Annotated in this window: 26 protein-coding genes; 8 read left to right on the top strand and 18 right to left on the bottom strand. The window is 64.1% G+C overall.

Going from position 1 to position 25,456, the window contains the following annotated elements:
- The first annotated feature begins 38 nt into the window (after window positions 1-38).
- On the top strand, window positions 39-2,171 hold the full coding sequence (locus tag GJ695_RS06880; protein ID WP_154363207.1) for a prolyl oligopeptidase family serine peptidase: 2,133 nt from the start codon (window positions 39-41) through the stop codon (window positions 2,169-2,171).
- Here GJ695_RS06880 and GJ695_RS06875 read toward each other — a convergent pair whose 3' ends face one another.
- From GJ695_RS06875 to GJ695_RS06820, 12 genes are all read right to left on the bottom strand, one after another.
- Window positions 2,172-2,897 (bottom strand): RNA pseudouridine synthase, encoded by a 726-nt coding sequence (locus tag GJ695_RS06875; protein ID WP_154363204.1) that lies wholly within the window; start codon window positions 2,895-2,897, stop codon window positions 2,172-2,174.
- On the bottom strand, window positions 2,851-3,861 hold the full coding sequence (ltaE, locus tag GJ695_RS06870; RefSeq protein WP_154363202.1) for a low-specificity L-threonine aldolase: 1,011 nt from the start codon (window positions 3,859-3,861) through the stop codon (window positions 2,851-2,853). Before ltaE ends, GJ695_RS06875 begins: the two co-directional genes overlap by 47 nt.
- Complete coding sequence (locus GJ695_RS06865) at window positions 3,862-4,749, bottom strand: class I SAM-dependent methyltransferase (protein ID WP_154363200.1); 888 nt, start codon at window positions 4,747-4,749, stop codon at window positions 3,862-3,864. It lies immediately after the preceding gene.
- Window positions 4,736-4,930, bottom strand: coding sequence for a Fe-S cluster assembly protein IscX (gene iscX, locus GJ695_RS06860; RefSeq protein WP_154363198.1), 195 nt, complete (start codon window positions 4,928-4,930; stop codon window positions 4,736-4,738). The genes GJ695_RS06865 and iscX overlap by 14 nt, the downstream gene beginning before the upstream one ends.
- A gap of 1 nt (window position 4,931) precedes the next feature.
- Window positions 4,932-5,273: an ISC system 2Fe-2S type ferredoxin gene (fdx, locus tag GJ695_RS06855; protein WP_154358987.1), complete on the bottom strand. Its 342-nt coding sequence runs from the start codon at window positions 5,271-5,273 to the stop codon at window positions 4,932-4,934.
- Between the two features lie 21 nt (window positions 5,274-5,294).
- Window positions 5,295-7,175: a Fe-S protein assembly chaperone HscA gene (gene hscA, locus GJ695_RS06850; protein WP_154363195.1), complete on the bottom strand. Its 1,881-nt coding sequence runs from the start codon at window positions 7,173-7,175 to the stop codon at window positions 5,295-5,297.
- 57 nt (window positions 7,176-7,232) lie between these two features.
- The gene (gene hscB, locus GJ695_RS06845; protein ID WP_154358989.1) at window positions 7,233-7,748 is read right to left on the bottom strand and encodes a Fe-S protein assembly co-chaperone HscB; all 516 of its coding nucleotides are present in this window, start codon (window positions 7,746-7,748) and stop codon (window positions 7,233-7,235) included.
- 6 nt (window positions 7,749-7,754) lie between these two features.
- The gene (iscA, locus tag GJ695_RS06840; protein WP_154358990.1) at window positions 7,755-8,078 is read right to left on the bottom strand and encodes an iron-sulfur cluster assembly protein IscA; all 324 of its coding nucleotides are present in this window, start codon (window positions 8,076-8,078) and stop codon (window positions 7,755-7,757) included.
- Between the two features lie 43 nt (window positions 8,079-8,121).
- Window positions 8,122-8,514 carry a Fe-S cluster assembly scaffold IscU gene (iscU, locus tag GJ695_RS06835; protein WP_154358991.1) on the bottom strand — a complete coding sequence of 131 codons (393 nt, stop codon included), beginning with the start codon at window positions 8,512-8,514 and terminating at the stop codon, window positions 8,122-8,124.
- Between the two features lie 24 nt (window positions 8,515-8,538).
- A complete protein-coding gene (locus GJ695_RS06830) occupies window positions 8,539-9,795 on the bottom strand; it encodes an IscS subfamily cysteine desulfurase (RefSeq protein WP_154358992.1) in 1,257 nt (418 codons plus the stop codon).
- A 36-nt stretch (window positions 9,796-9,831) separates the two neighbouring features.
- Window positions 9,832-10,311, bottom strand: a complete 480-nt coding sequence (gene iscR, locus GJ695_RS06825) for a Fe-S cluster assembly transcriptional regulator IscR (protein ID WP_154358993.1) — start codon at window positions 10,309-10,311, stop codon at window positions 9,832-9,834.
- A 117-nt stretch (window positions 10,312-10,428) separates the two neighbouring features.
- Complete coding sequence (locus GJ695_RS06820; protein ID WP_154363193.1) at window positions 10,429-11,205, bottom strand: uracil-DNA glycosylase family protein; 777 nt, start codon at window positions 11,203-11,205, stop codon at window positions 10,429-10,431.
- A gap of 117 nt (window positions 11,206-11,322) precedes the next feature.
- Here GJ695_RS06820 and GJ695_RS06815 point away from each other — a divergent pair, with 117 nt between their 5' ends.
- Window positions 11,323-12,333, top strand: a complete 1,011-nt coding sequence (locus GJ695_RS06815) for a S41 family peptidase (RefSeq protein ID WP_154363191.1) — start codon at window positions 11,323-11,325, stop codon at window positions 12,331-12,333.
- Here the strand turns inward: GJ695_RS06815 and GJ695_RS06810 are convergent.
- The 4 genes from GJ695_RS06810 to GJ695_RS06795 all read right to left on the bottom strand — a co-directional run bounded on the left by GJ695_RS06810 (window position 12,330) and on the right by GJ695_RS06795 (window position 15,939).
- The gene (locus GJ695_RS06810) at window positions 12,330-13,622 is read right to left on the bottom strand and encodes a glucoamylase family protein (protein ID WP_154363189.1); all 1,293 of its coding nucleotides are present in this window, start codon (window positions 13,620-13,622) and stop codon (window positions 12,330-12,332) included. The two genes, GJ695_RS06815 and GJ695_RS06810, sit on opposite strands and share 4 nt — an antisense overlap.
- 114 nt (window positions 13,623-13,736) lie before the next feature.
- On the bottom strand, window positions 13,737-14,381 hold the full coding sequence (gene maiA / locus GJ695_RS06805) for a maleylacetoacetate isomerase (protein ID WP_154363187.1): 645 nt from the start codon (window positions 14,379-14,381) through the stop codon (window positions 13,737-13,739).
- Window positions 14,381-15,403, bottom strand: coding sequence for a fumarylacetoacetate hydrolase family protein (locus GJ695_RS06800; RefSeq protein WP_154363185.1), 1,023 nt, complete (start codon window positions 15,401-15,403; stop codon window positions 14,381-14,383). The genes maiA and GJ695_RS06800 overlap by 1 nt, the downstream gene beginning before the upstream one ends.
- Window positions 15,400-15,939, bottom strand: coding sequence for a VOC family protein (locus tag GJ695_RS06795; RefSeq protein WP_154358999.1), 540 nt, complete (start codon window positions 15,937-15,939; stop codon window positions 15,400-15,402). Before GJ695_RS06795 ends, GJ695_RS06800 begins: the two co-directional genes overlap by 4 nt.
- A gap of 87 nt (window positions 15,940-16,026) precedes the next feature.
- Between GJ695_RS06795 and GJ695_RS06790 the strand changes: the two genes are divergently transcribed.
- From GJ695_RS06790 to GJ695_RS06780, 3 genes are all read left to right on the top strand, one after another.
- Window positions 16,027-16,932: a LysR family transcriptional regulator gene (locus GJ695_RS06790; RefSeq protein WP_154363183.1), complete on the top strand. Its 906-nt coding sequence runs from the start codon at window positions 16,027-16,029 to the stop codon at window positions 16,930-16,932.
- Window positions 16,933-17,031: 99 nt separating this feature from the next.
- Entirely contained in the window at window positions 17,032-17,595 is a 564-nt protein-coding gene (locus GJ695_RS06785; RefSeq protein WP_154363181.1) for an NAD(P)H-dependent oxidoreductase, read from the top strand.
- 31 nt (window positions 17,596-17,626) lie between these two features.
- Window positions 17,627-18,202, top strand: a complete 576-nt coding sequence (locus tag GJ695_RS06780) for a gamma-glutamylcyclotransferase (RefSeq protein WP_154363179.1) — start codon at window positions 17,627-17,629, stop codon at window positions 18,200-18,202.
- On the opposite strand, the gene GJ695_RS06775 is transcribed toward GJ695_RS06780, so the two are convergent.
- A complete protein-coding gene (locus GJ695_RS06775) occupies window positions 18,194-19,351 on the bottom strand; it encodes a PA0069 family radical SAM protein (RefSeq protein WP_154363177.1) in 1,158 nt (385 codons plus the stop codon). The genes GJ695_RS06780 and GJ695_RS06775 overlap by 9 nt on opposite strands.
- Window positions 19,352-19,532: 181 nt before the next feature.
- Here GJ695_RS06775 and GJ695_RS06770 point away from each other — a divergent pair, with 181 nt between their 5' ends.
- The 3 genes from GJ695_RS06770 to GJ695_RS06760 are packed head-to-tail and all read left to right on the top strand — an operon-like array spanning window position 19,533 to window position 24,837.
- Entirely contained in the window at window positions 19,533-20,120 is a 588-nt protein-coding gene (locus tag GJ695_RS06770; protein WP_154363175.1) for a DUF2760 domain-containing protein, read from the top strand.
- A complete protein-coding gene (locus tag GJ695_RS06765) occupies window positions 20,117-21,964 on the top strand; it encodes an Hsp70 family protein (RefSeq protein ID WP_166455061.1) in 1,848 nt (615 codons plus the stop codon). Before GJ695_RS06770 ends, GJ695_RS06765 begins: the two co-directional genes overlap by 4 nt.
- A gap of 2 nt (window positions 21,965-21,966) precedes the next feature.
- On the top strand, window positions 21,967-24,837 hold the full coding sequence (locus GJ695_RS06760) for an Hsp70 family protein (RefSeq protein WP_154363173.1): 2,871 nt from the start codon (window positions 21,967-21,969) through the stop codon (window positions 24,835-24,837).
- Here GJ695_RS06760 and GJ695_RS06755 read toward each other — a convergent pair.
- The gene (locus tag GJ695_RS06755) at window positions 24,821-25,447 is read right to left on the bottom strand and encodes a tRNA-uridine aminocarboxypropyltransferase (protein WP_154363171.1); all 627 of its coding nucleotides are present in this window, start codon (window positions 25,445-25,447) and stop codon (window positions 24,821-24,823) included. The genes GJ695_RS06760 and GJ695_RS06755 overlap by 17 nt on opposite strands.
- Window positions 25,448-25,456 lie beyond the last annotated feature (9 nt).

The following is a 25,456-nucleotide window of genomic DNA, read 5'->3' as shown; positions in this document are numbered from 1 at the left end:
GTGGCAGAATAGGATCTTTCCGCCACGAAGGACAGAAAATGAAACCAGCCCTCTACGCGACGGCGCTTGTACTCGCCGTTTCGTCCAGCTTTGCCGCCGACATCCCGCCGGCCCCGGTCGCCCGCATCGCCCCTGTCACCGACACCTATTTCGGCGAAACCATCACCGACCGCTATCGCTGGATGGAGAACGACAAGGATCCGGACTGGCTGCCCTTCCTCAAACAACAGAACGCCCACACCCGCGCCATCCTCGACACGCTGCCCAGGCGCGACGAGCTGCTGAAGCGCATCCAGCAACTGTCCGGCGACATCGCCGCGCCGGCGCGCGTGCAGAAGACCGGCGCCCGCCTGTTCTACCAGCAGCGCCCCGCCGGCTCCAATAACTTCAAACTGTTCGTGCGCGAAGGCGGCAAGGACCGCGTGCTGGTCGATCCGACCAAGCTCGATACCAAGACCAGCCACGTCTCGCTGGACTGGTGGCATCCATCGCCGGACGGCAGCAAGCTGGCCTACGGCCTGTCGAAAGACGGCAGCGAAGACTCGGTCCTCTACATCATGGACGTGCGCAACGGTACGGTGCTGAAAGAACGCATCGCCAACACCGAGAGCGCGGAACCCAGCTGGCTGGCCGACAGCTCCGGCTTCTTCTACAACCAGCTGACCGGCAAGGTGAACACGCCCGAACGTTATCTGGACGCGCAGGCGCGCTTCCACAAGGTGGGCACGGACGCCGCCAAAGATCCGGTGCTGATGAAGCGCGGTCTGGACGCCGGCGTGCAGTATGAAAAAATCCAGTCGCCGTACATCGAAGTGTTCCCGCACTCCGACACCGCCTTGCTGCTGCTATCCGACGTGCGCCAGGAAAAGCGCATCTACGCCGCGCCATTGAAGGACGCGCTGGCCGGCAAGGCCAAGTGGCAGCTGGTGGCCGACTTCGCCGATGAAGTCATCGCCGTCGACCTGCACGGCGACGATCTGTACCTGCTGTCGACGCGCGGCCATCCACGTGGACGCCTGCTGAAAACCTCGGCCAATGCGCCAGCACTGGCCAGCGCGCAGGAAGTGGCGCCGGAATCGGATCTGGTGCTGCAAGGCCTGGCGCGCGCCAAGGAGGGCTTGTACATCCGCGCCATGGACGGCGGCATCAGCAAGCTGCAGCGCCTCGGCACGGACGGCAAGGTCGCCAGCATCGCCCTGCCCTTCGACGGCACGCTGGGCGCTGTCGATGCGGACGCCGACGCGCCCGGCGCGCTGGTGATTCTGTCCGGCTGGTTGCAGCCGACCGGCATCTGGTCCGTCAGCGCGGACGGCAAGCTGGCCGATACCGGCATCACGCCCAAGCCGGCCATCGACACCAGCGCCTACACCACCGAGCGCCGCTTCGCCACCGCCAAGGACGGCACCAGGATTCCGTATAGCCTGATCTACAAAAAAGGCCTGAAGATGGACGGCAAAAATCCTGCCTTCATCTCTGCTTACGGCAGCTATGGCGCGGCGGCTTACTCGCCGGCGTTTGCCGGTCGCACGCTGGCATTGGTCGATCAAGGCGCGATTGTCGGTTATGCGAACGTGCGCGGCGGCGGCGAGTTTGGCCGCGAATGGCATCGCGCCGGCCAGCTGGAAAACAAGCCGAATACCTGGCGCGATTTGATCGCCGTGTGCGAAGAGATTCAGGCCAAGGGCTACACCTCGCCGGCGTATCAAACCATCGGCGGACGTTCGGCCGGCGGCATCACCATGGGCCGCGCGCTGGAAGAACGTCCGGACCTGTTTGCGGCCGTCATCTCCGGCGTGGGCTGGCACAATCCGCTGCGCTACGTGGCGGAGCAGAACGGCTACGGTGAGGAACCTGAATGGGGTGCGATTGCCGATCCGGCCGGCTTCAAGGCGCTGAAGAGCATCGACAGCTATCAGCAGGTGGTGGATGGCACCAAGTATCCGGCGGTGCTGCTGACCACCGGTGTGACCGATCCGCGCGTGGCGCCCTTCCATCCAGCAAAGATGGCGGCGCGCCTGCAGGCGGCAACCGCCAGCGGCAAGCCGGTGCTGCTGCGGGTGGATTTTGATGCGGGCCACGGCATGGGTTCAACCCGCGCGCAGCAGGATGCGGAAGCTGCGGATACCTATGCCTTCATTCTGTCGCAGACGGCTGGCGCCGCCGCGAAATAATCAAAAGCGCTCGTAGTTTTGCAGGTAGCGCCATTCGCCTGACGGCAGGCTGGCCATGGAGATGCGTCCGATGCGGATGCGCTTCATGGCCACCACTTTCAGGCCGACTTCCTTGCACAGCTTTTCGATCAGGCCAGGCTTGGCGTTCTTGATGGCGAAGCGCAGGCGCGTTTCGTTCTGCCAGCTCACTTTGCCGTTGATCTGGTTCAGCTGCTGCAAGCCGCCTTCGATGATCTGGCCGGTGACTTCAACGATGATTTCCTGCTCGATCTTCGCCGCTTCATCGGTCAGCTTGCGGTTGACGCGGAAGTCCTGCGTGAACACGGCCAGGCCGCTGACTTTGGCGTCCAGCGCCAGCAACTCCTGCTGGCCGGTGATGTGGCGCTTGAGGAAGCGCTGGCCTGGCACGGAGCGCGTCAGCGTGTCGCCGTTCAGCAGATGCAGCGGCTGCGTGGCGCCTGCTGGCTTGTGCAGCAGGATGGTGACCGGCACGATCTCCAGCAGCGTCGCATCTTCCGCGACGGTGACCTTCTGATGCGGCGCGACGCGCGCACCTACCTCTTCCACCAATTGGCCGTCAACGCTGACGAAGCCGCCCTCGATGTACAGCTCCGCCTCGCGGCGCGAGCATGGGCGTTCGTCCGCTACGCGCTTGGACAGGCGAACGGTGTTGTCGTCATTATCCAAAGAAGTCTCCAAAGACGGTGATGGCGCGGTCGATATCATCGCGCGAGGCGTCCATGTGGGTGACGATGCGCAGGCGCGACGACATGGAGACGCGGATGCGCGTCAGTTCCAGTACGTCGCTCAAACCTTGCTGAACAAATTGCGGGATGTCGACGTAGAAGATGTTGGTCTGCGGCGTGCTGACTTTCAGGCCCTTCATCTTCGCCAGCTCACCGGCGAAGTAGGCGGCGTTGTCATGATCTTCCGCCAGGCGCGGGATGTTGTGCTCCAGCGCGTACAGGCCGCCGGCCGCGATGACGCCAGCCTGGCGCATGCCGCCGCCCAGCATCTTACGCCAGCGCTTGGCTTCCTTGATCAACGGCTTGGTGCCCAGCAGGACCGAGCCGACCGGCGCGCCGAGGCCTTTGGACAGGCACACCGACACGGAATCAAAGCCCTTAACGATCTCGCGCGGGCTCACGCCCAGCTTGACGGCGGCATTGCAGACGCGCGCGCCGTCGAGGTGGGTCGCCAGGCCGCGTTGATGCGCCAGCGCCGTCGCCTGCTGCACGTAGTCCATCGGCAGCACGCGGCCGTTGATGGTGTTTTCCAGCGCCAGCAGTTTGGTGCGCGCGAAATGGAAATCGTCCGGCTTGATGTAGGACTCGATGTCGGCCAGCGCGATGCTGCCGTCGGTCTGATTGATGATCGGCTGCGGCTGGATACTGCCCAGCACCGCGGCGCCGCCGCCTTCGTAGCGGTAGGTGTGCGCCTCCTGGCCGACCAGGTATTCGTCGCCCCGGCCGCAATGCGCCAGCAGCGCAAGCAGATTACTCTGCGTGCCGGATGGCGCGAACACCGCGTCTTCAAAGCCGAACAAGTCGGCCGCGTATTCCTGCAGGCGGTTGACGGTCGGGTCGTCGCCATAGACGTCGTCGCCGACTTCGGCCGCGTTCATTGCAGCGCGCATGGCGGCGCTGGGGCGCGTGACGGTGTCACTGCGCAGGTCGAGCCATTGCTCCATTTACGCTACCTCTTCGCTAAAGAAACGGGTGTTCATCTCTTGCAGGCCGACGGTATCCAGCACTTCTTTCAGGCGTTCGGCTGGACGCTTGCGCGGCAGGTTCTTGTAGGTGGCGATGATCAGTTCATTCTTCATCGAATGTTCCCAGCCTACCAGTTCGGTCACGGTGACGTCGTAGCCATGCGCTTCCAGCTGCAGGCAGCGCAGCACGTTGGTGATCTGGCTGCCGAATTCGCGGGTGTGAATCGGATGACGCCAGATTTCGGTCAGCGCGGATTTGCCCAGCGACTGGCCTTTGTTTTTCTTCAGGACCGAAGCCACTTCGGCCTGGCAGCACGGCACCAGCACGATGTGCTTGGCCTTTTTCTTCAGCGCGAACTGGATGGCGTCATCGGTCGCCGTGTTGCAGGCGTGGAGCGCGGTGACGACGTCGATCTGCTCCGGCAGCAGCTTAGATTCGGTGGACTCGGCCACCGACAGCGGCAGGAAGGACATGCCGGGGAAGTTGAACTGCTTGGCCAGTTCCTGCGAGCGCGCGACCAGCTCTTCACGGGTCTCGATGCCGTAGATGTGCGAGTCGTTTTGCAGCGCCTTGAAGAACAGGTCGTAAATGATGAAGCCGAGGTAGGACTTGCCGGCGCCGTGGTCGACCAGCGACACATTGTCCTTCTCGCCCAGCACCTGCTTGAGCAGCGGTTCGATGAACTGGTACAGATGGTAGACCTGTTTCAGCTTGCGGCGGCTGTCCTGGTTCATCTTGCCGTCGCGCGTGAGGATGTGCAGTTCCTGCAGCAGGGCCACGGTCTGGCCTTCGCGGATTTCCGGCATGTTGTCGGCGCTGGTGACGGTGGCGCCGATCTTTGGTACGGGTTTCTTAGGCTGCTTCATCGATCCACGCCTGTTGAACTGCTTCGAGGACTTTCTCACCGCCGCGCGTGTGGTCGTCGTCAAACTCTTCGAGTTCGACGATCCAGTTGTGCAGATCGGTGAAGCGGATGGTAAGCGGATCGATGTCCGGATACTTGTCGTACAGCGCTTCCGCAATCGCGGTGATGTCAGTCCACTTCATATCAGTGTCCGCCTTCGCTGGCGTGGTTGATGGTGTACTTTGGAATTTCGATGACCAGGTCTTCTTCCGCCACCACGGCCTGGCACGACAGGCGCGACACGGCTTCCAGGCCCCAGGCTTTGTCCAGCAGGTCTTCTTCGGTTTCGCTGGCTTCGTTCAGCGAATTGAAGCCCTCGCGCACCAGCACGTGGCAGGTGGTGCAGGCGCAGGATTTCTCGCAGGCGTGCTCGATGTGGATGTCATTGTCGAGCATGACGTCGCACAGGGTTTTGCCGGCAGGCGCGTCAACGACGGCGCCGTCCGGGCACAGTTTCGGGTGAGGCAGGAATACGATTTGTGGCATGTGAAAGCTCTTTTCTAATAATCAGACTACTTGATCCAGCGCCTTGCCGGCCAGCGCGCTGCGCACGCTGCGGTCCATGCGGCGCGATGCGAATTCTTCGGTGCCGTGAGCCAGCGCTTCGACGGCTGCCTTCACCGCCTGGTGGTCCACCGCGCCGGTCTGCGACTGCGCCACGATGTCGCGCGTGCTCGCCATCAGCGCATCCACCGCCACGCGTTCTTCCGCCGACAGCAGGCCCGCATCCTCATCCAGCGCCGCTTGCGTCGCCAACAGGATGCGTTCCGCTTCCACCTGCTCTTCACGCAGCGCGCGCGCCTTCATGTCGACATCGGCCGACGTGTGCGACTCTTGCAGCATGCGCGCCACATCGTCATCGCCCAGACCATACGACGGCTTGACGGTGATCGAAGCTTCAACGCCCGAACGCAGCTCGCGCGCCGACACCGACAGCAAGCCGTCCGCATCCACCTGGTAGGTGATGCGGATGCGCGCCGCGCCAGCAGCCATCGGCGGAATGCCGCGCAGCTCGAAGCGCGCCAGCGAACGGCAGTCAGCGACCAGCTCACGCTCGCCTTGCAGCACGTGCACCGCCAGCGCGGTCTGGCCGTCTTTAAAGGTGGTGAACTCCTGCGCGCGGGCGCAAGGAATGGTCGAGTTGCGTGGAATGATCTTCTCCACCAGACCGCCCATGGTCTCGATACCCAGCGACAGCGGAATCACGTCCAGCAGCAGCCAGTCGTCGCCGGCGGCGCGGTTGCCGGCCAGCAGATTGGCCTGCACGGCCGCGCCGAGCGCCACCACCTTGTCCGGATCGATATTCGCGTGCGGCGTGGTGTGGAAGTATTCGCTCACCGCGCGGTGCACGTGCGGCATGCGCGTGGCGCCGCCGACCATGACCACGCCATCGACATCATCCGCATCGACATTGGCGTCGCGCAGAGCCTTCTTGATGGCCTTCATGGTCTTGTCGATCAGGTGCTTGGTAATCTCCTGGAAGGTATCGGCGGTGACGGTCAGGTGTACCTGCTCGCCCGACTTCAGCGCGGCGTCCACTGTCACTTCGTCCTTGGTGGACAGCAGCTCCTTGGCTTCGCGCGACTTCACCATCAGCACGGCGGTGTCTTCGTCCGACAGCGGCGCCAGCTTTTCCTGCTGGTGAATATGGCAGAACAGGCGGTGATCGAAATCGTCGCCACCCAGCGCGGAATCGCCGCCGGTGGCCAGCACTTCGAACACGCCCTTGCTCAGTTTCAGAATCGAGATATCGAAGGTGCCGCCGCCCAGATCGTAGACCGCGTAGATGCCTTCCGACGCGTTATCCAGGCCGTAGGCGATGGCGGCGGCGGTCGGCTCGCTCAGCAGGCGCAGCACGTTCAGGCCGGCCAGTTGGGCCGCGTCCTTGGTCGCCTGGCGCTGCGCGTCGTCGAAGTAGGCCGGCACGGTGATCACCGCGCCCACCAGATCGTCGCCCAGCGAATCCTCGGCGCGCTGGCGCAGCGTGGCCAGGATCTGCGCCGACACTTCCACCGGGCTTTTCACGCCGGCGACAGTCTTCAGCTGCACCATGCCGGGCGTGTCCTGGAAATCATAAGGCAGGTTTTCCGCGTAGGCGATATCGGCCAGACCGCGCCCCATGAAACGCTTCACGGAGACGATGGTGTTCTTCGGATCGGTGGTCTGCGCAGCCTGCGCCTTGAAGCCGATGTTGGCGTGACCGTTGGGCAGATAGCGCACCACGGACGGCAGCAGCGCGCGGCCGTCCTCATCGTTCAGCACTTCTGGAATGCTGTTGCGCACAGTCGCCACCAGCGAATTGGTGGTGCCCAGATCTATCCCCACCGCCAGTCGATGCTGGTGCGGTGCGGTGGACATGCCTGGTTCGGAAATTTGCAGAAGTGCCATGGGACGAGACCTGTATTTTTATATTGCCTGGAAGTGCGCGCGGTCGGCGCGCACGCATCAGGCTTCGATTGCTTCAAAGGCGAAGCGGACTTCTTCGCCGAATTTTTCGAGGAACATCAGCGCGCGCACGCCTTGTGCGGCGGCGGCGAAATCGGCGGCGTTGATCTGCTGTTCGATCTGCGCCAGCTGCTCCTTGCGCGCGGTGCGCAGCTGCTTGTCGAGCGATTCCAGCGCGTCGCTGTCCTTGCCGGCGCGGGCGTCGCCCAGCTCTTCGCGCCACTCCATCTGCTGCATCAGGAAGGCCATCGGCATCGAAGTGTTCGACTCGGTCTGCAAATCGACGCCAGCCAGCTCGCACATGTATTGCGCGCGCTTCTGCGGATTTTTCAGGGTCTGATAGGCTTCGTTGGCGCGGGTGGCCCACTGCATGGCGACGCGCTTTTCGGCGTCGGTGGCGTTGACGAATTTGTCGGGATGGACGCGGCTTTGCACGTCGCGGTAAGCGCTATCCAGCGCTCCCGCGTCTACGGCAAACTGCTGCGGCAGGTTGAATAGCTCAAAGTGGTTCTGCATGACGGCTTAGACGCGGAAGCTTTCACCGCAACCGCAAGCGTCTTTTTCGTTCGGGTTGTTGAACTTGAAGCCTTCGTTCAGGCCTTCGCGCGCGAAGTCCAGTTCCGTGCCGTCGATGTACGGCAGGCTTTTCGGGTCGACGAACACCTTCACGCCGTGCGATTCGAAGACGCTGTCTTCGTCGGTCACGTCGTCCACGTATTCCAGCTTGTAGGCCATGCCCGAGCAACCGGTGGTGCGCACGCCGAAGCGCAGACCGATGCCCTTGCCGCGGCGCTCGATGTAGCGGTTGATGTGTTTCGCTGCTTTTTCGGTCAGGGTGATTGCCATTTGATTCTCCCGCGCCCCGGCGTGCCGGGGCGTCGTGTCGTAATTACGCTGCTACGGTGGCGTGCTTGTTCTGGTAGTCCAGAACGGCAGCCTTGATGGCGTCTTCCGCCAGGATCGAGCAGTGGATCTTCACTGGCGGCAGCGCCAGTTCTTCCGCGATCTGGGTGTTCTTGATGGCCAGTGCCTGGTCCAGGGTCTTGCCCTTGACCCATTCGGTCACCAGCGAGCTCGAAGCGATCGCCGAGCCGCAGCCGTAGGTCTTGAACTTCGCATCTTCGATCAGGCCATCGGCGCCGACCTTGATTTGCAGTTTCATGACGTCGCCGCAGGCTGGTGCGCCGACCATGCCGGTACCGACCGAGTCATCGCCCTTTTCGAAGGCGCCGACGTTGCGTGGATTTTCGTAGTGGTCCAACACTTTTTCCGAGTAAGCCATTTTGATGCTCCTATTTCTACAATATTAGTGGGCTGCCCATTGGATCGAATTGATATCGACGCCATCTTTGAACATATCCCACAGCGGCGACAGTTCACGCAGTTTGTGTACCTTGGACTTCATCAGATCGATCGCGAAATCGATATCGGCTTCGGTGGTGAAGCGGCCGATGGTGAAACGGATCGAGCTGTGCGCCAGTTCGTCGCTACGACCCAGCGCGCGCAATACATAAGATGGTTCCAGCGAGGCCGAAGTACAAGCCGAACCCGACGACACGGCCAGGTCTTTCACGGCCATGATCAGCGATTCGCCCTCGACGTAGTTGAAGCTGACGTTCAGGTTGTGCGGCACGCGGTGTTCCATGTCGCCGTTGATGTACGTTTCTTCGATTTCCTGCAGGCCCTTGGCCAGACGGTCGCGCAGCGCCTTGATGCGGGCGATTTCGGTGTCCATTTCCACTTTCGCCAGGCGGAAGGCTTCGCCCATGCCGACGATCTGGTGGGTCGGCAGCGTGCCCGAACGCAGGCCGCGCTCGTGGCCACCGCCGTGCATTTGCGCTTCGATGCGCACGCGCGGCTTGCGGCAGACGTACAGCGCGCCCACGCCTTTCGGGCCGTAGGTTTTGTGTGCGGTGAAGGTCATCAGGTCGACCTTGGTTTTTTGCAGGTCGATGACCACCTTGCCGGTCGCTTGCGCGGCGTCGCAGTGGAAGATGATGCCTTTCGAGCGGCACAGTTCGCCGATCTGGTCGATCGGCTGGATCACGCCGATCTCGTTGTTGACCAGCATGACCGAGATCAGGATGGTGTCCGGGCGGATGGCGGCGGTCAGCTGCTCGATGGTGATCAGGCCGTTGTCCTGCGGTTCCAGATAGGTCGCTTCAAAGCCTTGGCGCTCCAGCTCACGCACGGTGTCCAGCACGGCTTTGTGCTCGGTTTTCACGGTGATGATGTGCTTGCCCTTGGTTTTGTAGAACTGCGCCGCGCCCTTGATGGCCAGGTTGTTCGATTCGGTGGCGCCGGAGGTCCAGATGATTTCGCGCGGGTCGGCGTTGACCAGGGCGGCGACGTTGGCGCGCGCCTCTTCCACCGCTTTTTCCGCGGTCCAGCCGTACATGTGGCTGCGCGATGCCGGATTGCCGAACTGCTCGCGCAGGTACGGAATCATCGCATCGGCGACGCGTGGATCGATCGGCGTGGTGGCCGAATAGTCCATGTAGATCGGGAAATGCGGCGCGGTCTGGAATTTCACGTCAGCGATGTTTTTTTCTGGGGCGTTCATCTGGTTACTCCGTTATCTATCCGTATGTGCAGGGGCTTACAGCGCGGCGTGGTTGCCGTTGCGGTGCATGTGCACCACGTTTTGCGCCGCATCCTTCTGCTTTTGTTGATCGACCAGATCCTGCAGCGATACGGAATCCAGATAATCAACCATCTTTTCGTTCAGCGTGGCCCACAGTTCGTGGGTCATGCAGCGCACGCCGCTGGCAGCGTCAGCGCCGTGACAGTTTTCCTTGCCGCCGCACTGGGTTGCGTCCAGCGGCTCATCGACAGCGATGATGATGTCGGCGACGGTGACCTTGTCGGCGCGGCGCGCCAGACTGTAGCCGCCGCCGGGACCGCGGATCGATTCAACGATCTCGTGGCGGCGCAGCTTGCCGAACAGCTGCTCCAGGTAAGACAGCGAAATCGCCTGACGCTGGCTGATGCCGGACAGCGTGACTGGGCCCTTGCCTTGGCGCAACGCCAAATCAATCATCGCAGTCACAGCAAAACGGCCTTTGGTGGTCAGACGCATCACTACCTCGGTTGGGTTAAAATATCGACCCTTGTCACTAATCACAAAGCCTGATTAGTTGATCGAATTAGTCAAGTATACCAAACTTTAATAAAGCTTGCTGGCCGTCCCTCGGTTTCAGCCCTTGAGCAGCTGCATCGGCCGGAACAGCTGATGCATGGCCGGATTGCCGATGAAACTCAGGTTGTAGGGATGCTCGGCAGCGATCTGCGGGAAATCTTTCATTACAGACAACTTACTCAGCAGTTCAGCGATTTTCCCCCATAGCACCATCGTCGGCACCTGTTCCGCCTGCCCGGCCAGGCCGGCCATCACCGTCTCGAAGAACGGCAGCCAGGCCTTGGCATCCTTGACCGGCGGCACATGGCTGCGGAACACCAGCGAGGCGTTCAGCAACAGAAAGCCCTGCTCGGTCAGCTTGTGCTGCATGTCGGCCAGGGTCAGGATATGGCTGCCGGCGCCGCTGCGCGCCTGAGCCGAGACCGCCGCCATGGCCTCGCCGGCGGTGTTGTCCAGTTGCAACTGACCGTCCGCCACCAGCAGCATCTTCATGAAGTTGCGCAGCGAGGTCGCCTTGTTGACCGGCTTGGACAAGCCGCCCCCTACGTCCGACGACCACAGGCTGCCAACCGCCCCATCCATGAAACAGACGCCGGTGGCGCTCTCTGCTCGCGGATATGGTCCTTCGCCCACCAGTACATACTTCACCTTTTTGAGCGGCAGTGCGAACGCGGCGAACAGACGCTGTTCGGTCGGCAGGTACTGGTCGGCCGCCAGTTGCGGCAGGTAGTCGGGCGTGGCCTTCATCATGGCTTCCAGCCCCTGGATCAGCAGTGGGCGCCAGGAAACATCGGCGCGTTGCAGCGCCTCCAGGATGGTGCTTGGAATCGTCATGAAGAAATAGCTTTCGGGGAAAGGTGAGATTGTAACGCGCCCCGCACCGCCAGAGGCATTTTCCGAGGGGAAAGTGTTGATATAATTTTCAAATAAATGATTCACTTTGAGGAATAAATGGGCCGTAAAAGCTGGATTGCCGCTGCTGTGCTGTTGCTGATGACCGGCGCCGGCGCGCAGACCGCCGCGCCGCCGGTGCTCGATGAAGCGCTGGACGCGCCGACACGCGCCCATATCGTCAACGAATACGCGCGGCGGCTCACCGAGCTGCACGTCGATCCGGCCCGCGCCAAGGCGGCGGCGGACGACCTGCGCCAGCGCCTGGCGCGCGGCGAGTACGACGACCAGCTGACGGCGCGTGGGCTGGCCGCGCGCGTCACGCGCGACGTGGCCGCCATCTCGCCGGACCGGCATACCTACCTGGAATGGGTGCCCTACGACCTGGGCAACGAGCGCCAGCGTCCCGCACCGCCAGTACAGTCGGCCGACAACTTCGGCCTGCGCCGTTTTGAAACCCTGGCCGACAACGTCGGCTACCTGAAGATCACCCGCTTTGCGCCGCTGGACCGCGCCGCTATCGAGGCAGCGGGCCGCTTCATGTCGCAGGCGGCCGACTGCCCTGCCCTGATCATCGACGTGCGCGATGCCGGCGGCGACGGCCAGGCCATGGCGGCGCTGCTGTCGAGCTATGTGCTGTCCGACCGCCGCAGCTACCTCATCCCCGACAAGCAGCTGCACCTGCACGACCAGATCGACCGCAACGGCAAGGTGGTGGCCGAGTTCTGGACCACGGCGGACGTGGCGGGCAGGCGTTTCGGCGGCCGCAAACCGCTGTACGTGCTGGTCAACGAGCGCACCAGCGACGCGGCAGAGGCCTTCGCCTACGATTTGCAGCAGTATGTGAAGCGTGCGGTGGTGGTCGGCGCACCGACGCTGGGCGATGCGCGGGTCGGCGCCAAGCAGCGCATTTCGCGCCAGCTGCAAACCTCGATCGCCATCACGCGCGCCAGCAACGTGATCACCCGCGCCAACTGGGAAGGCATGGGCGTGCAGCCGGATCGCATAACCACCTCGGCACTGGCGCAGGAAACCGCGCTGGCGATGGCGCGTCAGGCCATGCTGCGCTAAGTATCCAGCCAGCCGCCGGCAAAGCCCGCGCGGCGCAGGCCGTTTTGCAGCGCGGTGTTCTGGCGCATCAGCCGCCAGGGGAAATCGTGCAGATGATTCTCCACCATGATGACGGTCGGCCCTTCGTTGATACCGAAGTGGTAAGGCGACACCCAGCGCCGGCCTCCCCTGCCATGATGAAACACCGTTGAGAACGAAGCCTTGAAGCCATACTGGTTCTGCTCGCACAGATGCAGCCCCTGGTAGTGCTCGATGCTGGGCAACACGATCTCCGGCGCGAACGGCAGCGAGGCTGCCACCGCCCATGGCGCCAGCGTGCCGTCGTCCGGACCGTATGGTGCGCCGCGTCCCACGTAATCATAGAACTTGCGCTGCACGCCGTCGATCTTGCGATTGGCGGGGCCGGGACCGTCGCTGGCCGTGATGCCCCAGCACAGCTCGCCGTACTCGGGAAAGCCGAGCGGATTTTCAATCGCGTAGCGCTGCTGCACGTGCGTGGCGCGGCGGCTGTTCTCGAAATAATCGAGATCGTGCGCGCGCATGAAGTCGTCGCGGATGCCGCGCAGGTCCAGCCAGATATGCGACATCTGGTGAATGAACAGCGGCCCGGCGTACAGATAGTCGATGCCGTAGACCGATTTCCATTCATAGGTGCTGGCCCAGGCGTCGTAGCTGTCGCGCTCGATCGGGAAGGTGGGCGAACCGAGCGCCAGCACATACAGGATCAGGGCTTCGTCGTAGCCTTCCCAATACCAGCACAGGAAGCCTTTGCCTGGCTTCCAGCCGTGGCACATCAGGCGCTTGCGGCCGCGCATCCATTGCCAGTCGACGCGGCGGTACAGCATGTCGGCCAGTTCGCGGATCTCGGCTTCCTCGGGCGTGTCGGCGCTGAAATAGCCGGCGGCGGTGAGCATGCCGGCGATCAGCAAGGCGGTGTCGATGCTGGACAGTTCGCAGTCCATCGCGCGCTGGCCACGGTTCATGTCGAGGAAGTGGTAGTAGAAGCCCTTGTAGCCGGTGGCGGTCGGTGCGTCGCTCTGTTCGCTGGCGGCGAAGAAACGCAGCGTGGCCAGGGTGCGGGCGATGGCGTCTGCCCGCGCCATGCAGCCGCGTTCGACGCCGATGGGATAGACCGTCAGCGCCATGCCGACGGCGGCGATGCTGGCGGGCCAGTCATCGGCGGTCTTGTCGCGGATCAGGCCGTTGAGCGGATTGACCTCGTTGAGAAAGTAATCAAACGAGTCTTTTTGCAATTTATGCAGCAGAGCCTGCGAGTCGGCGGAAGTCATGGTGTGTTCTGCGTGGTGCGGAAGCTTGCATACTCGCACAGCACTCCACCCCGGTATGTGCCTCACCGCACCGACCACCCTCGTCATTCCCGCGCAGGCGGGAATGACGGCGGGCTATTCGGCGTCCGGCTGCTGCGCGGGATGTGCTTGCTGGAAAGCTGGCAGTTCGGCGCAGGCGGCGTGGATGCGCATGATGGTCGGATACGGCGCCATGTCGACGCCGAAGCGCTGGGCGCTGAACACTTGCGGCACCAGGCAGCAATCAGCCAGCGTCGGCGTGTCGCCATGGCTGTAGCGGCCGGTGCGCGGATCGCCGGCCAGCAACGCTTCCAGCGCGGACAGGCCGGTGCGCAGCCAGTGCTGCTGCCACGTCAGCTTGACGTCGTCGCTCACCTTCAATTCGCCGGTCAGGTATTTCAGCACGCGCAGATTGCCGAGCGGATGGGTATCCGCCGCCACCGTCAGCGCCAGCGCACGCACCCGGGCGCGGCTGGCAGGATCGGCCGGTAACAGCGGCGTTTGCGGCTGCGTCTCTTCCAGGTATTCGATGATGGCCAGCGATTGGCCGATCACATTGCCGTCATCCTCCAGCGCCGGCAGCAACATGGCTGGATTGACGGCGCGGTAGGCGTCGCTCAATTGCTCGCCGCCATTGCGCAGCAGGTGTACCGGCGCCGTGTCGTAACCAATGCCCTTCAGGTTGAGCGCGATACGCACGCGGTAGGCGGCGGAGCTGCGGAAATAAGTGTAGAGCTTCATCAGCCGCGCTCCTCGTAGTGCGTGACGGTCTGCTCGATGGCGCCGAAGATGCTGTTGCCGGCATCATCCTTCATCTCGATGCGCACGGTGTCGCCGAATTTCAGGAAGGCCGTTTGTGGCTTGCCGGTTTCGATGGTTTCGTACATGCGCACCTCCGCCAGGCAGCAATAGCCGACGCCGCCATTGGAGATGCTCGATCCGTGCAGATTGCCCTGCTTGTTCGACACCGTGCCGGACCCGATGATGGTGCCGGCCGCCAGCTCGCGCGTGCCGGCCGCATGCGCCACGAGCTGGGCGAAATTGAAGGTCATGTCCTCGCCGGCATTCGGCTTGCCGAACGGCTGGCGGTTCAGGTCGACCAGTAGCGGCAGATGCAGCTTGCTGTCGGCCCAGTGCGCGCCCAGCTCGTCCGGCGTGACCGCCACCGGCGAAAACGCGCTGGCCGGCTTGGACTGGAAGAAGCCGAAGCCTTTCGCCAACTCGTTCGGAATCAGGTTGCGCAGCGAGACGTCATTGACCAGCATGACCAGGCGGATCGCTCCCGCCGCATCGGCAGGCGTGGCGCCCATGCGCACGTCGCCGGTGATGACAGCCACTTCCGCTTCCAGGTCGATGCCCCACGCTTCCGACAGCGCGTAGATCGCATCGCGCGGGCCGACGAAACTATCCGAGCCGCCCTGGTACATCAGCGGATCGGTGTAGAACGAAGCCGGCACCTCGGCATTGCGCGCCTTGCGCACCAGCTCGACGTGGTTGATGTAGGCCGATCCGTCCGCCCATTGGTAGGCGCGCGGCAGCGGCGAGTGGCAGTATTGTTGGTCGAAGGGCTTGGCGTCGACGGCATCGCCGGCGTTCAGCGCGGCGTAGACCTGTTGCAGGCGCGGCGCCACCAGTTCCCAGTTGTCCAGCGCGTGCTGCATGGTGGCCGCGATTTTCGGCACATGCTGGTAGTGCGACAGGTCGCGGCTGACCACCACCAGGCGGCCGTCGCGGCTGCCGTCTTTCAGGGTGGCGAGCTTCATTCGTGGTCTCCGGCCGGCGCGTGCATCCAGGCCGCGTGCTTCGGCGCTTTCTTGGTCTGCGACCATTCCTCCAGCATGTCCCACTTGACCGCGTCCAGCTTCTGCATCATGTCCTGGGTGGCGGTGTTGCACGCCAGTTCCAGTCGATGGCCGTTCGGATCGAAGAAGTAGATCGACTTGAAGATGGTGTGGTTGACCGGGCCGATGACGTCGATGCCGGCGGCGACCAGGCGTTCCTTGGCGGCGATCAGCTCGTCCATGGTGTCGACCTCCATCGCCAGGTGCTGCACCCAGGCCGGCGTGTTCTGGTCGCGCCCCATCTCCGGCTGCGTCGGCAGTTCGAAGAAGGCCAGCACGTTGCCGTGGCCGGCGTCCAGGAACACGTGCATGTACGGGTCCGGCGCCTTGGTGGATGGCACTTCGTTTTCGGCGATCGCCAGCACGAAGTCCATGTTCAGGTGTTTGACGTACCACTCGACGGTTTCTTTGGCGTCTTTGCAGCGGTAGGCGACGTGGTGTATTTGTTTGATTTTCATGGTTGTCTCCATCTTGATGTCCGCATTAGATGCCAGATTCAGATATCATGCAAATCGAATTTATCCTGTCATTTATCAGAATTTCCCATGAATCCCAGCCTGCGGCAAATGCGCGCCCTGGTGGCGCTGGCCAAGACCGGCAGCTTCACTGCGGCCGCCGACCACCTGAGCGTGACGCAATCGGCGCTCAGCGGCCAGATCAAGGAGCTGGAACAGCTGCTGGGCATGCGCGTGGTCGAGCGTACCACGCGCAAGACCCAGCTTTCCGAGCTGGGCCGCGAACTGTATCCGCTGTTCGACAAGATGCTGCACGACCTCGACCGCGCCATGGCCGACATCGCCAGCCGCAAGGCGCTCAAACAGGGCTCGGTGCGGGTGGCCGCGCCGCAGATGCTCTCCTGCACCCTGCTGCCGGAGGTGATCGCCGCTTACCGCGAACGCCATCCCGAGGTGCAGGTGCGGCTGACCGACTGTCCATTGGAACAGGTCTCGGCCCGCGTGTTCAGCGGCGAGGTCGATTTCGGCATCGGCCCGGAACGCGACGCCACCGCCGAAATCGAAGCGCAGCCGCTGTTTGAAATGCCGTTCGTGGTGGTCTACCCGCCCGGCCACGAGCTGGACCAGCGCAAGCGCATCACCTGGAGCGACGTCAACCGCTATCCCTTCATCTCGCTGCAAGGCCAGTTCACCGAACGGCTGTTGCGCGATGTGCACGTTTCCTTCCGGGAGCTGTCGCTCCGGCCGCACAACGAGGTCACCTTCATGACCACGGCGCTGGCCATGGTCCACGCGCGCCAGGGCATTACCGTGTGCCTGCCGTATGCGGAAAAAATGGTGCAGCTGTATGGCCTGAAAATGCGCTCGCTGGAGGCGCCGGCGCTGACGCGGCGCTTCTTCGTCTACCGCCGCAGCGCCCGCGCGCCCTCGCCCGCCACCGCGAGCTTTACTGCTTTTTTGCACGAATTTGTTGCCGCAAATCAGTGGCAGGTTTGACAGCAATTCATCATCAATTTTGCAATTTATTACAATTTGGAAAGGCTAATTGCTAGAAATCCATTGTGGAAGCGGTTTCCCCCTGTGTATGCTTCATTGATGAACATTTTGCATATAGATTCGTGCGCCTTGGGCGACCATTCCACTTCACGACAGATCACAGCGGCGGCGATCACCGCGCTGACCGCCGCCAATGAGCAGGCCACCGTCCTCTACCGCGACCTCGCGGCCTCCCCTCTTTCCCACGCCAGCGGTCCGCTGTTGCAAGTCATCAGCCAGCGCTGGGACGCCGACATTCCCATGAATGCCGAAGTGCGCGCCGAAGCGCTGCAAAGCGCCTCGCTGCTGCAGGAATTCCAGGACGCGGACCTGGTGGTGCTGGGCGCGCCCATGCACAATTTCTCGATCCCGTCGACGCTCAAGGCGTGGCTGGACCGCCTGCTGGAAATGCAAACCGCCGCCGGCCAGCGCCGCGCCGACCTCGATCTGGTACTGGTCACCTCCGGCTGCGCCGTGATGGGCCCCGAGTCCGAACAGCAGTTAATGGAAAACCATGAAGTGATGCTCAAAGCCGCCTTCAGCTTCATGGGCGTGCGCCGCCTGCACGTGGTCCGCGACCAGGCTGATCTGCAACAAGCGCTGGCACTGAGCACCGCTGACTGATGTTAGCGCTACCGCTGTTTTATAATGCAGCATGACTGCGAATACCATCGCCATCAATCAACTGATGGACAAGTTTGACGGCCACCACAGCGTCTGGCTGTTTGGCTACGGCTCCTTGATCTACAAGGCGGACTTCCCCTACCTGCAACGCCGCCCGGCCAGCATCGCCGGCTGGACGCGGCGGTTCTGGCAAGGCTCGCACGACCACCGCGGCACGCCGGAAGCGCCGGGGCGCGTGGTGACACTGATCGAGGAAGCCGGCGCCATCTGCCACGGCATGGCCTACCTGATCACGCCGGAAGTGTTCACCCACCTGGACCACCGCGAAAAGAACGGCTACCTGCGGCTGGCCATTCCCATCACCTTTGAAGACGGCGAGGTCGAAGGCCTGGTGTACATCGCCACGCCGGACAACATCGCTTTCCTCGGCGCCGCCTCCGAACAGGACATCGCCGCCCACATCGCCCGCTCCGCCGGACCAAGCGGGCCGAACAGCGATTACCTCAACCACCTGGCCAGCGCCCTGCGCGAGCTGGGCCGCCACGACCAGCACGTGTTCGACATCGAGCGCCACCTGGCCGCGCTGCGCGCTGCGCCGTCAGAATAAATCCAGCTGCCCCGCGTCGGCCGCCGCCCTGGCGCGCGCGCCCAGTGGCGGCACCACCAGCGGACGGGTAAACTGCGATGCATCCATGCGGTGGAAGCGACTGCCCTGCCCGGTCAGCCCCAGCCGCTCGGTGGCGATTTTTACGCGCTGGCGTATCAGCTCGGCCCACACGCCTTCGCCCTTCATGCGCGTGTCGAAATTGCTGTCGTAATCTTTGCCGCCGCGCATTTCACGCACGCGGTTCATCACCCGCTGCGCGCGCTCTGGAAAATGCGCCTGCAGCCATTCCTTGAACAGCGGCGCCACTTCCCACGGCAGCCGCAACACGGTGTAGTGCGCGCTGACCGCGCCCGCTTCCTTGACCGCTTCCATGATGCGCTCGATATCCGGCTCGGTAATGAAGGGGATGATGGGCGCGATGCTGACCGCCACCGGAATGCCGGCGTCCGTCAGCGTGCGGATGGTGCGCAGGCGACGCGCGGGCGCGGCCGCGCGTGGCTCCAGCGTGCGGGCGATGGCCGGGTCCAGCGTGGTCAGCGTGATGGCGACAGCGGCCTGCTGCTTGGCCGCCATCGGCGCCAGGATATCGATGTCGCGCTCGATCAGCGCGGATTTGGTGATCAGGCCGACGGGATGCTGGCATTCCTGCAGCACTTCCAGGATGCGCCGGGTGAGCTTGTATTCGCGCTCGCAGGGCTGGTAGGCGTCCGTGTTGACTCCCAGCGCGATCGACTGCGGCTCGTAGCTGGGCTTGGCCAGTTCGCGCCGCAGCATTTCCGGCGCGTTGACCTTGGCGAAGATCTTGCTCTCGAACTCCATGCCGGGCGACAGTCCGAGATAGCTGTGCGTCGGCCGCGCGAAGCAATAAATGCAACCGTGCTCGCATCCCCGATAGGGATTGAGCGAGACGCTGAACGGCAAATCCGGCGAGGCATTGCGACTCAGGATGGATTTGCAGATTTCGTCGGTGACTTGCGTTTTCCATGGCCTGGCCTCTTCTTCCTCCCGCTCCCAGCCGTCGTCATAGGCTTCGCGGGCGTTGAGTTCGTAACGGCCTTGCATATTGGATACCGCGCCGCGCCCCTTCTGCGCCTTGAGCGAGGGCGGCGGCAGCATCACGTGCTCCTGGTTGTTTTCGTCGAAGGCCATTTCTGATCCAGATACTGTATGCATATACAGTATCTTAGTCGCTCGATGACGCCATATCAAGCGAAATATCAACGGTGCGGTCGCGCGGCCTTGGGGAGCGCCGGGGCAAGCTGGTATCATGCCGGGCTTCGCCCCAGCGCGCGTTCGCCGCAGCGCTCGGCACCAACACAGTGAGTACATAATGAACAATTCCAGCCAACCTTTGCCGTCTTTCTTCAGCCGGATTTCCATCGCCATCGGCGCTTTCTTCCGCGCCCTGTCCGACGCTGAATACGCCGCGCGCCTGAACCGCATGGATGACGCGCCACAAGCAGCCACCGCGCCGGTTGCGCCGCCTGCACCGGCTCCTGCGCCAGCACCAGCCCCTGCGCCGGTAACGCTGCGCGTCGCCACGCCGGACGCCGCGCTGCAACTGCTGTCGCTGTTCCAGCGCGAAGCGCGCCTGATCGACTTCACGCAGGAAAACCTGAGCGCCTATTCCGACGCCGACATCGGCGCCGCCGCGCGCGTGGTCCACGAGGGCTGCGCCAAGGTACTGAAAGAACACTTCACCATCGCACCGGTGCGCAGCGAAGCCGAAGGCAGCCGCATCGAGCTGCCGGAAGGCTTCGACGCCGCCGCCGTGCGCCTGACCGGCAACGTGGTCGGCAAGGCGCCGTTCCGCGGCACGCTGAGCCATCGCGGCTGGCGCTCGACCGACGTGCGCCTGCCGAAACTGGCGGAAGCCCATGACGCGTCCATCCTGGCGCCTGCGGAGGTGGAACTGTGAGCGATCCCCGTTACGCCATCGGCATCGACCTGGGCACCACGCACAGCGCGCTGTCGTATGTGAACCTGCAAGCCAGCGAAGGCGAAAAAACCCAGCACGGCGTGCTGGCGATTCCGCAACTGACCGCACCGGGCACCATCGAAGAACTGCCGCTGTTGCCGTCCTTCCTGTACCTGCCGCACGCCGACGAACTGGCGCCTGGCGAGAACAAGCTGCCGTGGCAGCAAAGCGCCGAGGAACAAACCGGCGTGGCCGGCGAAATGGCGCGCAGCCGTGGCGCCACCACGCCGATCCGCCTGGTGTCGAGCGCCAAGAGCTGGTTGAGCCATCCCGGCGTGGACCGCCGCTCGGCACTGCTGCCGAACGACGCGCCGGAAGAAGTCACGCGCGTCTCGCCGCTGGAAGCATCGACGCGCTACCTGAGCCACCTGCGCAAGGCGTGGGAACAGGCGCACCCGGACGCACCGTTCGGCGAGCAGGCGGTGACCGTGACGATTCCCGCATCCTTCGATCCGGGCGCGCGCGAACTGACCGCCGACGCGGCACGCGCCGCCGGCTACACCAACCTCACGCTGCTGGAAGAACCGCAGGCCGCGCTGTATAGCTGGATTCAAGGCAGCGAAGGCCGCTGGCGCAAGGAAGTCAAACCGGGCGACATCATCCTGGTGGTCGACGTCGGCGGCGGCACCAGCGACTTCTCGCTGATCGCCGTGCTGGAGCGCGACGGCGTGCTGGAACCGCACCGCATCGCGGTGGGCGACCACATTCTGCTCGGCGGCGACAATATGGACCTGGCGCTGGCCCATCTGGTGGCGCGCAAGCTGGCCGCCAACGGCACGCAGCTGGACGCGTGGCAGATGCGCGCGCTGACCTACGGCTGCCGCACCGCCAAGGAAAAGCTGCTGGCCGATGAAACCATCGCCACCTGGCCTATCGTCGTGCCGAGCCGTGGCTCGAAGCTGATCGGCGGTTCGGTACGCACCGAACTGACGCGCGATGAAGTGACGACGTTTATTCTCGACGGCTTCTTCCCGCAGGTGGATGCGGCGGCGCGTCCGGCCTTGCGCACCCGCGCGGGCCTGACGCAGCTTGGCTTGCCGTATGCGCAGGATCCCGGCATCACGCGCCATCTGGCGGCGTTCCTGGCGCGCCAGGTTGGCGCCACCTCCGAGCTGGAAGGCTACGCCGGCAAGCAAAGCGCCGACGCGACCTTCCTGCATCCGACCGCGGTGCTGTTCAACGGCGGCGTGTTCAAGTCGGAGCTGCTGGCGCAACGCATCATGGCCACGCTCAACGACTGGCTTTACATGGAAGGCGCGGAAGCTGCGCGCATGCTGGCCGGCGCCGATCTGGATCTGGCGGTGGCGCGCGGCGCGGCTTACTACAGCTACGTGCGTCGCGGCAGCGGCGTGCGCATTCGCGGCGGTACGGCGCGTTCCTATTACGTGGCCATCGAGTCGGCGATGCCGGCGATTCCCGGCATGGAGCCGCCGATTCAGGCGCTGTGCGTGGCGCCGTTCGGCATGGAGGAAGGCAGCGAGATCGAATTGCCGAATCAGGAGTTTGGCCTGGTGGTCGGAGAGCCGGTGCAGTTCCGTTTCTTCGGTTCGTCGGTGCGTCGTCAGGACCAGATCGGCGATCTGCTGGACTTCTGGGGGCCGGATGAACTGATCGAGATGAACGAGATCCAGGCCAACCTGTCGCCGGAAGGCCGTCAGGCCGGCGATGTGGTGCAGGTGCGTCTGCATGCGATGGCGACCGAATCGGGCACGCTGGAACTGGCCGCAGTGGCCAATGATGGCCAGCGTTGGAAGGTGGAGTTCGACGTTCGTTCTGCTGCCTGAATATGAGTCAGTACGTCGTCAGCATCGACCTGGGCACCACCAATACGGTGATGGCCTATGCGGAAGCCGGTAGCGCACAAATTCAGTTGTTCGATATCGAGCAACTGACGGCGCCCGGCGAGGTCGGTGCTGCGGCGTTGCTGCCGTCCTTGCGCTATCACCCCGCGCAGGGCGAGCTGGCGGAGGGCGATGTGCAGCTGCCGTGGCGAACGAACGATGTCGCCGGCGTGTCGCCGGTGGTGCTTGGCCAGCTGGCGCGCAAGTTGGGCGCGCAGGTGCCCGGACGATTGGTGGCCAGCGCCAAGAGCTGGCTGTCGCATCCGCAGGTTGATCGCACGGCGCCGATTCTGCCGTGGGGCGCGGAGGCCGATGTGGCCAAGGTGTCGCCGGTGGCGGCCAGCGCGTCGTATCTGGCGCATTTGCGCAGCGCGTGGAATGCGCGCTTTCCGGCGCATCCGCTGGAAGCGCAGCAAATTATTCTGACGATCCCCGCATCCTTTGATGAAGGTGCGCGCGCGTTGACGCTGGAGGCGGCGCGCATGGCGGGCTTGCCTTCGCTGCGTTTGCTGGAGGAGCCGCAGGCGGCCTTCTACGACTGGCTGTTCCGCCAGCGCGCGACGTTGGCCGAGGAACTGGCCGACACGCGCCTGGTGCTGGTGTGCGACGTCGGCGGCGGCACCACCGACTTCAGCCTGATGAAAGTGGACGGCGGCGGCGCGCAGCCGCAGATCAGCCGCATCGGCGTCGGCAACCACCTGATCCTCGGCGGCGACAATATGGACCTGGCGCTCGCCCACCTCGTCGAATCGCGCATGACGGCCACGCCGAGCGGCGCGAGCGCGGGGGCGCCAGCGCGCCTGTCCGCCAGCCGCCTGTCGCAGCTGGCCGAGCGCTGCCGGGCTGCCAAAGAGCTGCTGCTGGCGGCCGATGCGCCGGAACGCACCACGGTCACGCTGCTGGGCGCCGGCTCGCGCCTGATCGGCGGCTCGCGCTCCGCCGAACTGACGCGCAACGAGGTGGCCACGCTGGTGGTGGACGGCTTCTTCCCGCTCAACGCGGCGCAGGAACCGGCCAGGCGCGGACGCGGCGCCATCGTCGAATTCGGCCTGCCCTACGCCAGCGACGCCGCCATCACGCGTCACCTTGCAGACTTCCTGCGCCAGCATGCCGCCGCCGCGCGGGAAGCCCTCGGCCTGCCCGCAGACAGCAGCGCCATCCCGGTTCCCGACACGCTGCTGCTCAACGGCGGAGTGTTCCGCGCCGACGCGTTGGCGCGCCGCCTGGAAGCCGCATTGGCAGGCTGGCGCCAGCAGCCTTTGCGCGTTCTGCACAACGACAATCCCGACGTCGCCGTCGCACGCGGCGGCGTCGCCTACGCGCTAGGCCAGGCCGGTCAGGCGCCGGTCATCGGCGGCGGCTCCGCGCGCAGCTACTTCCTGCTGCTGGACGACGCCGCCCATGCCGATCAGCCGCGCCGCGCCGTCTGCATCCTGCCGCGCGGCGCCGCCGAGAACCGCGAACTCCTGCTGGCCGACCGCACCTTCGCGCTGCGCCTCGGAAGACCGGTACGCTTCCACCTCGCCTCCTCCACCTCGGACGCGCCGCAAGCCGGCGACCTGGTCGACCTTCAGCCCGACGAATACGTCCAGCTGCCGCCCATCGCCACCGTGCTGCGTGACAGCGGCGCAAGCGACACGCGCAAGGAAATCCCGGTGCTACTGGCTACCTCGTTGAGCGAAGTCGGCACGCTGGAAGTTCAGTGCGTCGCCAAGGACAGCGCGCAACGCTGGCTGCTGGAATTCCAGCTGCGTGGCGACACAACGGCCGAAGCCACGGCGCCGGACGAAGCGGCCATGCCGGCCGGCCTGACAGCCGCCATCGACAAGATCGACCGCATCTTCGGCAGCCGCGCGCAGCAAGTCGACCTGAAAGAAGTGAAACAGCTGCGCGCGCAACTCGAACACCTGCTGGGCAGCCGCGAAAGCTGGCACACTCCGCTGCTACGCCGCCTGTTCGACGCGCTGATGGAACGCGCCAAAGGCCGCCGCCGCTCATCCGAACACGAACGCGCGTGGCTCAACCTGAGCGGCTACTGCCTGCGTCCCGGCTTCGGCCACACGCTCGACGAATGGCGCATCGGCCAGCTGTGGGCGATGTTTGAAACCGGCGTCCAGCACCACAAGGACAGCCAGGTCTGCGCCGAATGGTGGACGCTGTGGCGCCGCGTTTCCGGCGGCTTGAGCGTGGAGATGCAACTGCGCGTGCTGGACGATTTCGCCTTCAACGTGCAGGCCGACGCTGCGGAGCGCGGCCGCCGTCCGGTCACGCTGGTCAACGGCAGCGAAGAAGACATGCTGCGTCTCGGCGCCTCGCTGGAGCGCATCCCCGGCAGCTACAAGGCCGAAATTGGCGCATGGATGCTGGGCCAGTTGCAGGTCTCCACCAAGGCAGCAAGCAAAGCCGCCGCCAACAAGACCCGCAGCGGCGCGGCCGATCTGGCCAAGGCCGAAGCGGCGCAGGGCCGCTTCCTGTGGGGCCTGAGCCGCGTCGGCGCGCGCCAACCCTTCCACGGCAGCGCGCACGATGTGGTGGAGACAGCCATCGTCGAACAATGGCTGGACGCCGTGCTGGCACTGGACTGGAAAAAAGTGGAACCGGCCGGTTTCGCCGCCGCCCATCTGGCGCGCATGACCGGCGACCGCTCGCGCGACATCAACGAAACACTGCGCGCCGAAGTGCTGCGCCGCCTGACCGGCATCGGCGCGCCAGCCAACTGGAGCACCATGGTGCGTGAAGTGACCGAGCTCGATCAAGCCGACGAAAAACGCATGCTGGGCGACGCCCTGCCGCCTGGCCTCAAGCTGATTTCGTAACGTAGCTGGCCTGCTGCGCGACGAAGCCGTCGAAGGCGTCGATCAGCGGATTGAATTTGTTGATATCGTTTTCCAGTTGCGCCAGCGCGTACACGGTGGCTTCCAGCGTCGACAGCTGGTCCGGCAGGTGCGCCTTGCGGATCAGGTAGTGGGATGGCGGCGTGTCGCGCAGCGGCAGGCGCGGCAAGGTTTGCAGCAGAGGATTCAGATACAGCATCTTGCGACTCTTGCGCCAGGTGCCATCCAATACCACGAGGCGCAGCGGCTGCTCCAGCCACGCGGGATCGAACGGCTGCGGCTTGGCCAGGCCGAGCGACGCGTCTTCGGTGTCTGGATACAGCAGCACGTTGCGGCGCTCGGGCGACAGCATCGCCTGTAATTGCGCCGGTTCGAATGTCTCTCCCACTTCCAGCCGGCTATTGGACAAGCTTAAATGCAGCAGCCGTGCGCTGCCCTTGGCGTTGTTCACTTCCATGGGGTGTTGAAGGATCAGCACCTGCACCTGGTTGGGCAGGGCCGTCACCCAGCGGCAGATGCAGGTCTGCTGCGGGCGCAGACACGCGGCGCATACGGCGCGCCGCGCGGATTGTTCGGGACTGGCGGTATTCATAGACCGCCA

This window comes from Duganella alba (assembly GCF_009674495.1).
Classification (GTDB): Bacteria; Pseudomonadota; Gammaproteobacteria; order Burkholderiales; family Burkholderiaceae_D; genus Rugamonas; species Rugamonas alba.
This window is presented reverse-complemented; position numbering and strand designations above follow the sequence as displayed.